Below are 15928 nucleotides of genomic sequence, written 5' to 3' on the forward strand. Positions count from 1 at the left end.
CCTGTAACATAAAATGCAGAAAAACGCATTTTCAAAATAAAGCAGTCATTACGACAAGATTCTTTATTTATTTTATTTAAACGTACTTTTTATTTGTAATTTTGCAAAATGTTGGTGATGGATATTGAAAAAAAGATAAAAGACTTAACGGCAGAGCTCAACCATTATAACTATCAATACTATGTATTGGCGAACAGTGTTATTTCGGACTACGACTTCGACCTTAAATTAAAGGAACTCGAAGCGCTGGAAGCTCAATATCCCAACTTTGCCGACCCCAACTCCCCTACACAGCGTGTTGGTGGAGACATTACCTCCCGATTTCAAACGGAAAAGCACCGCTGGCCAATGCTTTCATTGGGCAACACATACAATCAGGAGGAGTTACTTGACTTCGACCAGCGAATCCGCAAAATCATCGGCGATCAGTTCGAATATGTTTGTGAATTAAAATTTGACGGTTTATCCATCAGCTTGACTTATGAAAATGGCCTACTAAGTAAAGCCGTTACGCGCGGTGATGGTACACAAGGCGATGTTGTCACAAACAATGTTAAAACCATTCGTTCTATCCCGATCAAACTCAAAGAAGGAGATTATCCAGATCAATTCGAAATACGAGGTGAAATATTTATGCACAAATCAGCTTTTCTCCGCCTGAATAAGGAACGAGCCGATAATGAGGAGCAAACTTATGCCAACCCAAGAAATTTCGCTTCTGGAACCATCAAACTCCAAGATTCTGCTGAAGTTGCAAAACGCCCATTGGACTGTTTCCTTTACTTTTTGTACTGCGACAACAGAACAAATCTATTTCACGACCATTGGAATAGCTTAAACCATGTCAAAGACTGGGGATTTCACGTCAGCGAGCATAGCAGAAAATGCAGCACGTTAACCGATGTTTTTGCATTTATTGACTACTGGGATGTCGAACGTCATAACCTAGGTTATGAAATTGATGGAATTGTTATTAAAGTAAATGATTACGCACAGCAGGAGGAACTTGGCTTTACTGCCAAAAATCCACGTTGGGCAATATCCTATAAATTCAAAGCAGAGCGTGTAGAAACCACACTAAACTCGATTAGTTATCAAGTTGGACGCACCGGCGCTGTTACACCTGTTGCCAATCTTCAACCTGTACAACTGGCAGGCACAACGGTAAAACGCGCTTCCCTACACAATGCAAATGAAATCGCACGTCTCGACCTACACGAAGATGACACTGTCTTTGTAGAAAAAGGGGGCGAAATTATACCTAAAATAATTGGGGTAAACCTCGAGAAAAGATTAGCAGGATCAACAAGTTTTGTCTACCCCACATCTTGTCCGGAATGCGACACAGTACTCATACGGCAAGAAGGCGAAGCCGTACACTACTGCCCTAATGAAACTGGATGCCCGCCACAAATTGTTGGCAAAATGCAGCATTTTATCGGACGAAAAATGATGGACATCGAGGGAATGGGAGACGAGACCGTGGATACTTTCTTCAAGAAAGGTTTGTTACGCAATATCGTTGACATCTATGGCCTAAAAGACCATCAAGATGACCTGCAACAACTGGAACGTTTCGGTCAAAAATCAATCGATAACATGCTCAACGGCATCGAAAAATCCAAAGAAAAACCTTTTGAAAAAGTCTTATTTTCGCTTGGAATACGTCATGTCGGCGAGACGATTGCAAAAAAATTAGCTCAGCATTTCAAAAATATTGATGCACTCGCGCAAGCCTCGACAGAGGAAATCGAAGGAGTACAAGATATTGGACGCCGTATTGCGGAGAGTGTCAAAGAATACTTAGACAATCCAATTCATCAACAACAGATTGTTGCACTGAGAAATTATGGCTTAAATTTCGAAATTGAGGAAAAGGAGATCATCCTTGCGAGCAATTCACTTGAAGGGAAAACCTTCCTGATTTCCGGTGTATTTGCAGACCATTCACGTGAAGAGCTAGCAGCAGTAATTGAAAGCAATGGCGGAAAGATGTTATCTTCCATTTCTGCCAAATTAAGCTACCTCGTAGCGGGAGATAAAATGGGACCGTCCAAACTAGCGAAAGCAGAAAAATTAGGTATCCCGATGATTAATGATCAAGAACTATTTGAACTCATTAATCCCAAGTAAGTTTTTTTAATTAAATTTATATAAATACAAAAACAAGATGAACGAGCTTCACGGCGCAGGAGTAGCATTAGTCACTCCTTTTAACTCAGATGAATCTGTTGATTTCGAAGCATTAGGTCAGCTAATTGACTTGCAAATCAACGAAGGTATGGATTATTTGGTTTCTTTAGGTACAACTGGAGAAGTTGCCACTTTAACCAATGATGAACGAAAGCGTATCTGGGATTTTACTGTCAAGCGCGTGAACGGTAGACTTCCTTTGGTTGCTGGAATTGGTGGTAATAATACGGCCGAAATTGTGGAACAAATTAAAAACTTTGATCCAACAGGCTTCTGTGCAATTTTATCCGTATCTCCTTATTATAACAAACCAACACAAGAAGGCATTTACCAGCATTACAAGGCTGTTTCAAACGCCTCTCCACTTCCGGTTATTTTATACAATGTGCCTGGGCGTACGGGCAGCAATATAACAGCACAGACAACATTACGACTGGCCAATGGTTTTTCCAATATCGTAGCCATCAAAGAAGCTTCTGGAAATTTTGCACAATTCAGCGAAATTCTACGGGATAAACCTACAGGATTTCTATTGATCTCCGGAGATGATCCGGTTACCTTGCCGATGATGTCTCTTGGAGCTGCTGGTATCATTTCAGTGATCGGAAACGCATTACCGAAAAAGGTCGCCACATTAGCTAAGTTATGCGCTGAAGGCAATTATGCGGAAGCTAGATCGATCCATAATGAACTCCTTAACATTACAGATCTGTGTTTTATTGAAGGAAACCCTGCTGGTGTAAAATATATTCTACAAGAATTGGGGATCGGAAAAGATCAATTACGACTTCCTTTAGTCCCTGTTAGCGAGAAAATACAGGCAGCTATCAAAGAAGAATTAAAGAAATTGAACTAAAATATAGCCTAGTTCGGTTGAGAAAAGTTTAGATCCCTCCAAAGGATCTAAACTTTTTTATTTCAAAGCTTTGCAACATAACAATATAATAACTACCTTTGCACTTCCACAAAAGTGGAATTTTAAATAACAAAATTAATTAACACAATGCAACAGTACGAATCTGTAATCGTTCTTACCCCGTTGCTTTCTGATGATGCTGCGAAAGAAGTAATCGCAAAATTCAAAAACATCTTAACAGAAGGCGGAGCCGAGATTGTCGCTGAAGACAATTGGGGTTTGAAAAAATTAGCGTATCCAATCCAGAAAAAAACTACTGGATTTTATCACTTAACTGAATTCAAGGCTCCAGGTGAATTAATCAATAAATTAGAGGTTGAATACAAACGTGATGAGCGCATTATGCGTTTCTTGACTGTAAGCTTAGACAAACATGCTAAAGCATACAACGAGAAAAAACGTAGCGGTGCATTCAACAAAAAAGCTGAAACTAAAACTGAGGAGGGCGCAAACTAATGGCTAACGAAAATATCCAATACGTAACTGCTCCTAAAGTAGAGGACAACCGTAAAAAATACTGTCGTTTCAAAAAGAATGGTATCAAATATATCGATTATAAAGATGCTAACTTCTTGATGAAATTTGTAAATGATCAAGGTAAAATCTTACCTCGTCGTTTAACTGGTACATCTTTGAAATTTCAACGTAAAGTAGCTCAAGCTGTTAAACGTGCTCGTCACATCGGCTTATTACCTTACTTAGCTGATGCAATTAAATAAGGAGGACGATAGAAAATGGAAGTAATTTTAAAACAAGATATCAAAGGCTTAGGTGAGCAAAACGATATCGTTAATGTAAAGCCAGGTTTCGGTCGTAACTACTTAATCCCGCAAGGATTTGCTATCCAAGCGACTGAATCTGCAAAGAAAGTTTTAGCTGAGAACATCAAACAAGCTCAGTTCAAACAAGAAAAAATCAAAAAAGACGCTACTGAATTAGCTGGTAAATTGGAAGCTATCAAACTTTCAATCGGTGCTAAAGCAGGTGAATCTGGTAAAATCTTTGGTAAAGTAAACAGCATTCAAATTGCTGATGCGTTGAAAGCAAAAGGTTTTGATGTAGATCGTCGTCGTATCACTTTCGAAGTAGAACCTAAAGAACTAGGTGAATACATCGCAAACTTAAACTTACACAAAGAAGTGAAAGTTCAAGTTCCTTTCGAAGTAATTGCTGAATAATTCAGTTTATTTAGTAAATAATAAAAAGCGGCTATCCGAAAGGATAGCCGCTTTTGTTTTTACCCATACTTTAGCCCCAAAAAAAACTCGCGTTACGGAGAGCAACGCGAGGCATAATCTAGGGTATTTGAAAGGGAAAATCTTTGTCAATTTCTATTTTTTTCAAAAAAAACAACTCCTAAATCATCGAGTCAAAAAAAATAACATCAAAATCAAAAAATCGAAACAAATTCTTTTCGAAAACCAATTTCAATACTCAAAAGAAGTAAAAAATATTTGTTTTTGCAAATAAAATTGATTTTTTATCAAAAAATAAATATAAATACACAAAAAACAACAACAAAATCACACTAAAAACACTAAAACACTAAAAATACAGCACATTACACTATTAAAGTAGCAAAATAAACACAAACAATACGCAAAACAAACAAAATATAGACATAAAACAACTAAAGTTTGAAATAAAATCAAAAAAAAATGGGGTTTTAAAAACAAAAAAAGCCTGAAAGATAATATTTCAGGCTTTTTATTATTATTTAGCTAAGTTATGCTAATTGTTTTTCTAATTTCTCGTTCAATACTGATTTTGGAACGGCTCCAATTTGTTTATCAACAATTTCTCCATTTTTAAAGAACAATAGAGCTGGAATATTACGAATGCCATAACGAACAGAAATCTCTGGATTTTCATCCACATTTACTTTTCCTACAACAGCTTTACCTTCATAATCCTTAGCCAGTTCTTCAACCACAGGACCTACCATACGGCAAGGACCACACCACTCTGCCCAAAAATCAATTAATACTGGTTTGTCTGCTTTTAAGACAACTTCTTCAAAGTTGCTATCTGTAATTTCTAATGCCATAATCTTTTAATTTTATAAACCGAAGTTATATCTTTAATACTATTTAATTGCTAAAATCAATAAACAAAGATAGTAACAACTACCAATGTATTTGTAATCTTAATTACACAAATTCCAATCCAAACTAATTCAATCGGTAATTTATCCCTTCAAACTTATCTATACATTCCAAAAATTCATTTGTTAGGTTTATTTTCAGACTTTTAGCTGGCATTTCGACAGATATTTCATCTTGGGGATCCCAAATTTTAAACTTTAATTGACAATTTGGCACAACCCCCTCAATCTCATTTTGCGCCAGTATATCTTTGATTCCGTCAAGAAATGCTTCATTCAACTTAGGTAAAGGAATATTGATCGTAAAACTCTTCGCCATCTTCTCACGAAGATCCGAAAGTAACTGTACACTACGCAGCTCAAAGCCCCAATTTCCAACCTGTCTGAAACGTTCCTGTACCAAACCTCGTAATTGCACAAAATAGCCTTCTTGCAAATACCCCTTCAATTTGACGTATTCTTCGCCAAAAACTGCCATATCATAAGAATCACTATAATCTTCTATGATAAACGACGCAAAAGGCTTACCAGTCTTCGTCAATCGATGGTTTGCCGATGCGATAATGCCACCAATCACCAATTCTTTATTCTTGATTCGATTAAACTCAAGCAAAGTCTCTTCATCGACCTCTGCCGCTTTAACTTTATTGATCAATGCCAAATCTGAAACCGAATTCTGACAAAAATGCTCAATCTCAAACCGGTATGTATCTAAGGGGTGACTGGTCAAATAAATACCGATAACATCTTTTTCATATTTAAGCTTTTCAATCAATCCCCATTGCGGACATGGTGCCAAAACAGGTTCCGGCAATTCTGCTGCTCCACCTACACCAAACAAACTCGCCTGGGCCGAACTTTCATTTTCTTTAAAGCGCTGGCCAAATCGTATCGCCTTTTCCATTCCTGTTGAATTTTCATCCGAATGGAAATATTGTGCACGGTGCGTGTTCTCAAAACTATCAAAACCACCAGCATAAGCCAGACTCTCGAAAGCTTTCTTGTTGACCGCACGAAGATCAATCCGTTTGGCCATATCGAAAACAGATTTATACAATCCTGATTGTCGAGTTTGCACGATAGCATCTACTGCTCCTGCCCCGACACCTTTAACTGCACCTATTCCAAAACGAATAGCGCCGGACTCATTTACTGTAAACTTATAATAGGATTCATTCACATCAGGACCAAGTACCTCTAGCCCCATGCGCTTACATTCCTCCATAAAGAATGTCACCTGCTTGATGTCATTCATATTGTTAGAAAGTACCGCAGCCATATATTCCGCTGGAAAATGTGCTTTCAAATAGGCTGTTTGATAAGCAACCCAAGCATAACAGGTAGAATGGGATTTATTAAATGCATAACTTGCAAAAGCTTCCCAGTCGGTCCAGATCTTTTCCAAAACTTTTGCATTATGTCCTTTCTCCTCTGCCTGCGACACAAACTTAGGCTTCATCTTATCCAGTACTGCCTTTTGCTTCTTACCCATGGCCTTACGCAAAACGTCGGCATCACCTTTCGAAAATCCAGCTAACTTTTGAGACAAAAGCATTACCTGCTCCTGGTATACCGTAATTCCATACGTTTCTTTCAAATATTCCTCGCAGGCATCCAAATCGTAAACAATAGGATCTATACCATGCTTACGCTTAATAAAACTTGGAATATACTCTATTGGACCCGGGCGATAAAGTGCATTCATCGCAATCAAATCGGCAAATACTGTCGGCTTAAGGTCTCGCATGTATTTCTGCATTCCAGGAGATTCATACTGAAACACCCCGATGGTCTCTCCCCGTTGAAAGAGCTCATAAGTAAGCTCATCGTCGATCGGAAATTGATCCGGATCCAGCACGATACCATGGCTTAATTTGACATTTTCGACTGTATCTTTAATCAGTGTCAGTGTCTTTAAACCCAAAAAGTCCATTTTCAGCAAACCTGCACTTTCAACAACGTGGTTATCGAACTGCGTCACATAAAGATCTGAGTCTTTTGCCAAAGAAACAGGAACGAAATTAGTAATATCGTCTGGCGTAATGATAACACCACAGGCATGGATACCTGTATTTCGGACAGAACCCTCCAAAACCCGGGCCTGTCTGATCGTTTCAGCCTCCAATCCAGCACCATCAGCAATAGATTTCAACCGATTAACAGCTTCAATTTCCTCAGTTCTCAGCTTTTCCTTTAAGCCAGCATCATCTAAAGTAAAAATCTTGGATAATTTAAGATTCGGAATCAGCTTGGCAATCTCATTGGCATCACCCAAAGGTAAGTCTAATACACGCGCTGTATCTTTGATGGATGACTTCGCTGCCATTGTACCATAGGTAATAATCTGGGCAACCTGACTAGCTCCATATTTATTGATTACATATTGCATGACACGACCACGCCCCTCGTCATCAAAATCGATATCGATATCGGGCATTGACACACGGTCGGGATTCAAGAAACGCTCAAAAAGCAAGTCATATTTAATCGGATCGATATTGGTAATTCCCAAACAATAGGCTACCGCCGAACCAGCAGCAGATCCCCGTCCTGGCCCCACGGAAACTCCCATATCTCGGGCTGCCGCAATAAAATCTTGAACAATCAAAAAGTACCCTGGATACCCCGTTTTCTCGATGGTAGCCAACTCAAAGTCAAGACGTTCGCGAATATCATCTGTTATTTCCTCATAACGCTTCTCAGCCCCCACATAACAGAGATGAGCCAGGTATTTATTTTCACCACGTTTTCCACCATCTTCAAGGTCGGCTTCCACCTGAAATTCTTCGGGTATATCAAATTTAGGTAAAAGGACATCCCGGTTTAACTTAAATATCTCTACCTTATCGACAATCTCCTGAATATTTAGAATCGCTTCGGGCAAATCTTTAAATAAAGCTTTCATTTCATCCGAAGACTTGAAATAATACTCCTGATTCGGTAAACCAAAACGGAACCCTCGTCCTCTACCTTTTGGCGTTGAGAGTTTCTCACCATCCTTTACACACAGCAAAATATCATGTGCATGCGCATCGCCTTTCTTCTCATAATACGTATTATTGGTCGCAACAACTTTAACCTTATATTTACGGGAAAACTTCAGCAAGGTTTGGTTCACACGATCCTCATCTTCCTGACCATGACGCATCAATTCCAGGTAAAAATCATCCCCAAATTGTTCTTTCCACCACAGCAAAGCTTCTTCGGCCTGGCTCTCACCAATATTCAGTATTTTATTCGGCACCTCGCCCTGTAAGTTACCTGACAGAGCAATAACATCTTCCTTGTATTGAAGAATAAGATCTTTATCAATCCGCGGCACATAATAGAACCCTGACGTATAAGCAAAAGAAGCCAGTTTAGCCAGATTATGGTACCCGCGTTTATTTTTCGCCAATAACACAATCTGATAACCATTATCCTTCCTGGACTTATCTTTGTGGTTTTCACAAACAAAAAACTCACAACCAACAATTGGCTTTAAAAGCTGACCAGTAGGCTCCTCTCCATTCTCAACTGCCTCCGCATTTTGTGCTTCAACTTCTTTGTTATGGCCTATAACACGAGAAACAAACTCAAAAGCCCCCATCATATTTCCGTGATCCGTTAACGCAACAGCAGGCATATTATCCTTGACCGCTGCCGAAACTAACTTATCGTACGACATCGTCGACTGCAGGATCGAAAACTGAGAGTGGTTATGTAAATGGGCAAATTTGGCATCCTTTAAAGCTGCTAACGCGTCCGCATCAACGACAACCTTGACTTCATCTGGCTGAGACCGTTTTCTAATTTCATCAGAAGCTGCTTTTAGGTTGATATGTTTCAGTCCAACAGTAGGTATAGGCCCCGGATTGTTGGTTTTAAAATCGACAAAGTAGCCCGTATCGACCTGAAGTTCTTCGGCAGTGAATACCTCTCTTCTGACAAGCTCCAGAAAACAACGTGTTGTTGCCTCAACGTCGGCTGTTGCATTATGTGCCTCAGCAAACGGCACCCCAAATAAATAGGAATGCAGCTCGGTCAAATTAGGTAATTTAAAACGTCCACCGCGACCGCCCGGAATTTTCAGGAGTTCAGCTGTTACTTCCGTACAGGTATCCAATACAGGCATATTAGCCATATTGGACACAACACCATAACGGTAAAATTCACAGCCCATGATATTCAAATCAAAACCAATATTCTGTCCAACAACAAACTTGGCTTTATTCAATGCCACATTGAATTTCTCTAGGACCTCCTGAAGCGGCAACCCCTGCTCTTCTGCCAATGCAGTCGATATGCCGTGTATTTTTTCAGAGTCATAGGGTATATCAAATCCATCTGGCTTAATCAAGAAATCGTGATGTTCGACCAAATTTCCCATCTCATCATGAATCTGCCAAGCCAATTGAATACAGCGAGGCCAATTGTCCGTATCGGTAATTGGTGCGTCCCAACGCTTAGGCAAACCCGTCGTTTCCGTATCGAAAATAATATACATAAAATTCTAACCCTCTTTAATACAATACATTAAATGCAAGACAATTTACATTTTTTTGAACTTGAAATTTACGAAATTATTAGAGAAGATTGTGTCAGATTTTTGCGAAAATCCACTAAAGAAAATCTGGCGTTACACGATATCTTGCAGTTGTTTCGCTTTAACAAGAAACAGCATCATAAACTCCTTTATCTTTCTCTTTTTATTTGCATCGAAAAAGTCAATATCAGGCCAAATCATCAAGCCCTCGAGCTCTTTTTTATCATGTATATCAAAAGATCCAACAGTATACCAACTTCAAATTAACAGTTTTTTTAACACGTACTTCAGAGGGACTTTATAGGGACCTCATTCGGACCTTATTCGGATGAATACCTATAATGTTCCTATTAATCCCCTTGTATTTCCGATTTTATTTTCTCTTAACCTTGCGATTGACATTTACTTATCTCCACCAAGTGTGGTAAAAATTTTCATCAAAAATCGCAACAAACCATGAATAGACCTGTTGCCTTCTATTCAGATATGTTTATACACACTTCCATTAAAAACCAGATAACCCTATGGGAGATAAAACACCGCAGATTTAATATTGTAATAGTTACACTATCCCAAGTATTTAGTATATTTGATTTTGACCCAAAAATCCATGATTAAAGCTATCTTTTTTGACATCGATGGAACTTTGCTAAGTTTCAAAACACATCAAGTTCCCGAATCTACTCAACAAGCATTTCAATTATTAAAAGAAAAAAACATCAAGGTATTTGTTTCAACAGGAAGGTCCTACAATCAGCTGGGGCATATTCGTTACCTCGATTTTGATGGATATATCACCTTCAATGGCGGGTATTGCGTCACGAAGGAACAGGAAGTCATTTATAAAAATAACATTCCTCAAAAAGACATTCGCTCCTTATTGGATTATGCTAAAAAGCGTGAAGACCTGACTTTTTCATTCATGTCTGAAAAAGAAATTTCCTTGAACCAGGTTACACCGGAGGTACAACGAATGTACGAACAGGTCAATGTCCCCACCCCACCAGTTCGGGATTACGAAAAGGATTTTGATCTTGACTCAGTTATGCAGGTCAATGTTTTCATCAATCCTGAAGAAGAAGCTGAATTCATGGAAAATGTAATGCCAAATTCGGTTGCTTCGAGATGGACGCCCATTTTTGCTGATGTCAATCCGATGGGACAAAGCAAAAAAATTGGAATAGATGTTTTTTTAGATCATTTCAACTTCACTTTGGAAGAAACCATGTCATTTGGCGACGGCGGAAATGATATTACCATGCTAGCGCACACCCATATTGGAATTGCTATGGGTAATGCCAATCCCGAGGTAAAGGAAATTGCAGATTATATAACGGACAGCGTTGATGAAAATGGCATCTGGAATGCCTTAAAACACTTCAATATCATCTAAAGTTGGATAGTTAACGTAATTCGAGAAGTATTGCTGTTGCTATTCATCAGCAAATTATGTTTTTCCGGAAAAAGATAGTCCAATCGCTGTCGAAAATCACGTATCAATGTGCTGCTAAACTGACTTTCCAGATAATGGTTCACGCGATAGCTAACTTCCAGCATAATCAGCTTTGATGAGCCCGATAAGCGAATCCGAACTGGATGAGAAGACATCGTATTATAACCATTTTCAACAGCATGCTGTACCACAGGAAAAAGAATGAGCGGCGGCAACATAATTTCACCCTGAGACTGTAGCTTATTTTCCCATTTGACTGAAAAACCTGCTGGAAGAAAATGTTCGGCCAACTGCAAATATTGGTTCAACAAGTCCAGCTCTACCTGCATAACCTCAAATCGGTCAACATGAAGCTTAAGCAACTGCTCTTGAAAAACAAAATAGTCCACTGGATCTATTTTGTCACGTTGTATAAAATGCCCTATCAAAAAACTGTCCAGCTGACTGTTCCTAAAAGACAACCTATCCGCCAGTGCCAAAAGCTCTTCATTTCTTACACTCTTTTTACCCAAAAACCGATTGATTATACTGGACATTTCTTAAATTGCTTTAGATTAGAAACACAAAAATAAGGAAACATTATGTCAAATATTGCAATAGTTATTGAAGAAAGAGCCGCTGACATAGGCAATTTCTTAGTTGGGCGACTTCTTCCTTTCAGGCAGAAACGTATGGTCGGCCCTTTTATCTTTATCGACCACATGGGACCTGATAACATTGCCGAACCGCACTTTATGGATATTGCTCCACATCCGCATATCGGATTATCCACATTGACTTATCTATTCGAAGGTAGCATTATGCACCGTGACAGCTTAGGAAATGCCGTGGAGATCAAACCTGGAGCAGTCAATTGGATGACGGCTGGTAAGGGTGTCACACACTCCGAAAGAACTCCCGAACAGCTGAGATCTACCCCGCACGACCTACATGGGCTGCAGATTTGGGTGGCCCTACCAAAAGAACTCGAAAAAATGGAACCTAATTTTGTTCACATAGAAGAACCGCAGCTTCCACATTGGACCGAAGACGGTGTATCTTATTGTTTAATTGCAGGTGAAATTAAAAACCATCGTTCCGAGGTTCCGGTATATAGTCCATTATATCTTATTGAAATCAAAGCAGAACAAGATGCGACCATTAAACTGGGCGATTACCTATATGGCGAAAGTGGATTGTATATCCTTCATGGAACTGTTCATGCGGAAGGCCAGGAATTCGGTCCAAAACAGATTTTAGTTGCCAAGGATGCGAAACTATGTGAATTCGAAATGAGGGCGGGTACTTCAGTTTACATTTTTGGGGGCGAACCCTTTCCTGAACAACGATATATCGACTGGAACTTCGTCGCTTCAGACATTGAAACATTGAAAATAGCGCGCGAAAAATGGGAAAATCATGAATTTCCAAAAGTACCTGGCGATGACGGCTATATTCCAATCCCACCAGTAAATCCGACTTTAGGGCAGAAAAAAAATCAATAGCAATGCCCTATACGAATAACAACGTGGACGTATAAATTGGAAAAGCCCCAAAAGTAGAAAGACAGAATAAGCAAAAAAATAAAAATGCTGGAAATCATACAACGACTTCCAGCATTTTTACTTAACCGATATGAAAGCCGACTAATGGGCTATCCCGCTCACACCACCGGAAACAACGAGTTTCATGGCATCTGTTGGAGACATATCTAATTTTTTCACCTTATCTGCACTGATAATGACGACCTGCCCTGCAAAAGAGTAGGAATATGGAAAATACACCATAACTTCTTCTTCAAGCCCAATGCTTTTTAAATCATGCTGCGTTAAGAAACCTATCTTCTTCAGACCAAACTCATTCACCGTCACCAGGACAGGTTCATTAAATTTCTTTGCATCACCAACAAAGGCCTCTGTAAAATCTTTAATCGAAGAATATAAGGTATTTAAAAGCGGAATCCGCTGGATCTGATGATTAATCCACACTTTAATGGGGTCTGTCACAAAATTTGTAAAAATAAGCCCCGCCAGAACCAATACCAAAATAACGGTCAGAATACCTATTCCTGGAATATACAAGGGGTGCCCTCTATCATCCTCCAAAAAATGTTCAGTTAGATTCAATGCCGAATCAACTGATGCAACAATCCAAACTATTAAAAAAATAGCACCAGCTAGAGGAACCACCACCAGGATACCTCGTATCAAATAATTAATAAATCCTCTGATTAATTTGCTAAACATGAATTGAAAATCAAATATTATTCAAAAATGCAGAATATCCTTTATTATTCATAAAAATATACTCTTTTTACGCGTTGGGAAATACTCGTCAGCAGTTCATAAGGAATCGTTCCTATAGCTTTCGCCGCTGACTTTATATCAGGGTACACGATAACTTCATCTTCCTCTCCAACTTCCACACCCGTAACATCCAACATGCACATATCCATACATATATCACCTATAGTAGGGACTAAAAACCCGTTTATCAACATTTTACCCACACCGTTACCAAAACGCCTATCGTAACCGTCCGCATAACCAATTTTAATTGTCGCAATCTTACTGTCTCTATACAGGACGCCGTGCCTATTATAACCTACGGTTTCACCTGCCGGGAGGTATTTAATCTGTGTCACATTCGTTTTCAAGGTACTCGCCTCCCTAATGGGTAAATCATGGCGCTCAATATCGATACCATAGAGCCCTATCCCCAACCTCACCATATCAAAATATGCATTCGGCCACAATTCAATACCCGATGTTGCTGCAATATGACGTAGAAAAGAATATCCTATACCACTTTCGAGACGCTTTGTAAACTCATCCAGCAGATCAATTTGTCGTTGTGTAAATTCCCGATCCTTTTCATTACCTGCAGACGCTAAGTGGGAAAATGCAGATTTAACCTCTAAAATCGCTTCCGCACGTAGCACCGCTATTAAACGATCGACCTCGTCAGGCATAAAACCCAACCGATGCATACCTGTATCTATCTTAATATGAATCGGAAAAGAAGCTATTTGTTTCGTTTTCAGAAAATTCAAAAAGGAGAACAATATTCTAAAGCTATAAATTTCCGGTTCAAGGTTATACTGAACAATGGACTCAAAAGAACTTTCATCAGGGCTCATCACTACAATAGGTAATTTTATGCCCGCACCACGCAAATCAACTCCCTCATCCGCAAAAGCAACCGTCAGATAATCCACCCGATTGAATTGCAAAAGATTTGCGATCTCGAAGCTTCCACTACCATAAGAAAAAGCTTTGACCATGGTCATCAACTTCACCTGTTTCGGCAGCAGCTGTCGATATACGTTCAAATTATTCTCGAGTGCATTCAAATTGATTTCAAGCACTGTATCATGCGATTTTGCAACTAAAAGCTGACTGATACGTTCAAAATGAAACTCACGTCCTCCTTTCAATAACACCGTGGCATTTTCAAAAGAAAGCGACCTAATATCGGCCAAGAAAGCAGTTGTATCGCTATATGAAATAGAAGGCACATCAAATTGTGATGCCACTTTAGGCAACACTTCGCCTATCAATATCAATTTATCCAAACGATACTCACGAAGCAAACGTTTCAGCTTGGACAAACTTTTTTCATCTTCGATATGGACACCAGGGATATCCGACAATATCAACATCTTGAACGGATGCTGCCCCTGCTGATTTAAAAACTCCAGGGCTATCTGCAACGCATCTAGATCATTACTATACGAGTCATCGATAATGGAGCTATTCTTTTTTCCTTTTTTTAATTCAAGACGCATCGCCACTGGCTGCAACTCTTTAATCCTCGATGCGATCACTTCATTTTCATAACCAAAACGTAGCATCACCGCTACACAATTTATCGCGTTCTCAACATTACCTTTATCCACAAACGGTACTTCAACAGCAAAGGTGCGACCGGTATAATAGAACGTGACCATAGTAAATCGGTCGTTAACCTGTTTGATGGAGTATACTTCCAACGAAAGGCCCTCATCAAGCCCCCAAGAAAATTTTCGTGGTCTATATGGCAATTGAATATTTTCGAGGTAACTATTTGGAAAAATCATAGTTTCAACATTTTTAAAAAGCTCGAGCTTTTCATAAATCTTTTCCTCCTTAGATTTGAAACCAGCTTTATGGGCAACACCGATGTTGGTTAATAGTCCTATAGTTGGTTTTATCATCTGCTCAAGGCGCAGCATTTCCCCCTTTTCTGAAATCCCCGCTTCGATTAGCGCAAGATTATACTGATCGGACAATCCCCACAAGGACAAAGCCACACCAAGTTGAGAATTATAGCTCTTAGGACTTCGGTAAATCTTATATTCAGGAGACATAAGCTGGAAAAGCCACTCTTTTACAATCGTTTTGCCATTGCTCCCAGTAATTCCGATGAAAGGATAATCAAATTTCTGACGATGAAAAGTTGCCAGCTCCTGCATAGCAACTAAACTATCCGATACCCAAAGAATATTAGCTTCCAAAAGCTCCATTTCCTGTCCCTCCTCGGCCTGAAGCACAAAATTACGAACTCCTTTTTCGTAGGCTTCCCGGATATACCGATGACCATCTCTGTTCTTCTGAAGTGCAAAAAAAATCCCGTTGTCCGCCTGGGCAATTTTACGGCTGTCATAAAATAAATGCTGGACAAAAGAATTAGGATCCGTTATAAATGTGCGATTAGGATGTAAAATCTGGGCGATTTCCGATATTTTGTACATTCTCCTGATATATTTTGATTGTGTCA

12 protein-coding genes are annotated in these 15928 nt (G+C 39.2%); 7 read left to right on the forward strand and 5 right to left on the reverse strand.

Translation table 11 applies throughout. The annotated features are described in order from the left end of the window. Positions 1-108: 108 nt before the first annotated feature. The 5 genes from ligA (at position 109) to rplI (ending at position 4287) form a co-directional block, all read left to right on the forward strand. Positions 109-2133, forward strand: a complete 2025-nt coding sequence (gene ligA, locus K2F45_RS22490) for an NAD-dependent DNA ligase LigA (protein WP_075994005.1) — start codon at positions 109-111, stop codon at positions 2131-2133. Between the two features lie 37 nt (positions 2134-2170). Then, complete coding sequence (gene dapA / locus K2F45_RS22495; RefSeq protein WP_075994006.1) at positions 2171-3049, forward strand: 4-hydroxy-tetrahydrodipicolinate synthase; 879 nt, start codon at positions 2171-2173, stop codon at positions 3047-3049. A gap of 147 nt (positions 3050-3196) precedes the next feature. Then, positions 3197-3565, forward strand: a complete 369-nt coding sequence (gene rpsF / locus K2F45_RS22500; RefSeq protein ID WP_046671750.1) for a 30S ribosomal protein S6 — start codon at positions 3197-3199, stop codon at positions 3563-3565. After that, positions 3565-3828: a 30S ribosomal protein S18 gene (rpsR, locus tag K2F45_RS22505; protein ID WP_028071347.1), complete on the forward strand. Its 264-nt coding sequence runs from the start codon at positions 3565-3567 to the stop codon at positions 3826-3828. Before rpsF ends, rpsR begins: the two co-directional genes overlap by 1 nt. 15 nt (positions 3829-3843) lie before the next feature. Next, positions 3844-4287 (forward strand): 50S ribosomal protein L9, encoded by a 444-nt coding sequence (rplI, locus tag K2F45_RS22510; RefSeq protein ID WP_046671751.1) that lies wholly within the window; start codon positions 3844-3846, stop codon positions 4285-4287. A gap of 548 nt (positions 4288-4835) precedes the next feature. Here rplI and trxA read toward each other — a convergent pair. Both trxA and dnaE read right to left on the reverse strand, forming a co-directional pair. After that, the gene (gene trxA, locus K2F45_RS22515; protein WP_046671752.1) at positions 4836-5156 is read right to left on the reverse strand and encodes a thioredoxin; all 321 of its coding nucleotides are present in this window, start codon (positions 5154-5156) and stop codon (positions 4836-4838) included. A gap of 124 nt (positions 5157-5280) precedes the next feature. Further along, the gene (dnaE, locus tag K2F45_RS22520) at positions 5281-9699 is read right to left on the reverse strand and encodes a DNA polymerase III subunit alpha (RefSeq protein WP_075994008.1); all 4419 of its coding nucleotides are present in this window, start codon (positions 9697-9699) and stop codon (positions 5281-5283) included. A 649-nt stretch (positions 9700-10348) separates the two neighbouring features. On the opposite strand from dnaE, the gene K2F45_RS22525 reads away from it, so the two are divergent. Then, a complete protein-coding gene (locus K2F45_RS22525; RefSeq protein WP_075994009.1) occupies positions 10349-11131 on the forward strand; it encodes a Cof-type HAD-IIB family hydrolase in 783 nt (260 codons plus the stop codon). On the opposite strand, the gene K2F45_RS22530 is transcribed toward K2F45_RS22525, so the two are convergent. Further along, the gene (locus tag K2F45_RS22530) at positions 11128-11727 is read right to left on the reverse strand and encodes a hypothetical protein (RefSeq protein ID WP_075994010.1); all 600 of its coding nucleotides are present in this window, start codon (positions 11725-11727) and stop codon (positions 11128-11130) included. The two genes, K2F45_RS22525 and K2F45_RS22530, sit on opposite strands and share 4 nt — an antisense overlap. Before the next feature lie 45 nt (positions 11728-11772). Between K2F45_RS22530 and K2F45_RS22535 the strand changes: the two genes are divergently transcribed. Continuing rightward, complete coding sequence (locus K2F45_RS22535; RefSeq protein WP_248932478.1) at positions 11773-12675, forward strand: pirin family protein; 903 nt, start codon at positions 11773-11775, stop codon at positions 12673-12675. 141 nt (positions 12676-12816) lie between these two features. Here the strand turns inward: K2F45_RS22535 and K2F45_RS22540 are convergent, their stop codons facing one another. Together K2F45_RS22540 and K2F45_RS22545 are read right to left on the reverse strand one after the other, a co-directional pair. Beyond that, positions 12817-13416: a DUF502 domain-containing protein gene (locus K2F45_RS22540; RefSeq protein WP_046671757.1), complete on the reverse strand. Its 600-nt coding sequence runs from the start codon at positions 13414-13416 to the stop codon at positions 12817-12819. Positions 13417-13460: 44 nt separating this feature from the next. Continuing rightward, positions 13461-15902 carry a bifunctional UDP-N-acetylmuramoyl-tripeptide:D-alanyl-D-alanine ligase/alanine racemase gene (locus K2F45_RS22545; RefSeq protein WP_075994012.1) on the reverse strand — a complete coding sequence of 814 codons (2442 nt, stop codon included), beginning with the start codon at positions 15900-15902 and terminating at the stop codon, positions 13461-13463. Positions 15903-15928: the final 26 nt, after the last annotated feature.

This window comes from Sphingobacterium siyangense (assembly GCF_023277505.1).
GTDB lineage: Bacteria > Bacteroidota > Bacteroidia > Sphingobacteriales > Sphingobacteriaceae > Sphingobacterium > Sphingobacterium siyangense.